1 protein-coding gene is annotated in these 624 nt (G+C 51.6%); it reads left to right on the top strand.

The features are described 5' to 3' along the window. On the top strand, positions 1-580 hold a 580-nt coding region (locus G4D87_RS38475), incomplete at its 5' end, for a hypothetical protein (RefSeq protein WP_163787678.1). Between the last annotated feature and the right edge of the window lie 44 nt (positions 581-624).

Genomic DNA, 624 nt, shown 5'->3' with positions numbered 1-624 from the left:
CACGCACACCAACAGCAGCGACGCAAGCGTGCATGAACTTCAATCATTGATAAGCGACAACGAATTCGACTCAGTCGAAAAGCTACTCTTGACCGTAGCGCGCCCCAAACCTGAGGATTTCCCAGGCGCATCGACCATTTGGTCGTCCGGGCGAAACGCCGAAGCAAGACTGTGCGCAATAGCCATGGCCCATCTTGGTCCTAAAGATCCAGAAACGGGCGAGACGCTTCGCGTCGAGCAACTTCGCACACTGCTCGATGATAAAAAAATTGGCGGCCTCTATCAGACCATCCCGAACACAGAGAACTCCGTCGTGATGCGACTAATCCTGTCTGACCGAAAAAAAATAAACAGACTACACAGCGCCTCGGTTGACGTCCTTCAAAGCCATGGACTTGAAAACAAAACCATCTTCGCACTCGAACAGAAAAACTATCAAGACTTCAAACAACGGCGAGGAAAGAAACTAGACGAGTGGTTCCAAAAGTTCTTCACTGAGCGCAGTGCCCCCACCGAGAGCGACCGCCCATCCATCACAGAACTAGTTCGGCGGGTGGATGTGAAGGCGACGAAGCAATGAGGGCATTAGAAGCACATCTTGGAAGCACTCGAGTTGGCCTACTT

This window comes from Myxococcus vastator, assembly GCF_010894475.1.
GTDB classification, from domain to species: Bacteria; Myxococcota; Myxococcia; order Myxococcales; family Myxococcaceae; genus Myxococcus; species Myxococcus vastator.
Note: the sequence above shows the minus strand (reverse complement) of the source record. Positions and strands in the feature narration are given on the sequence as shown.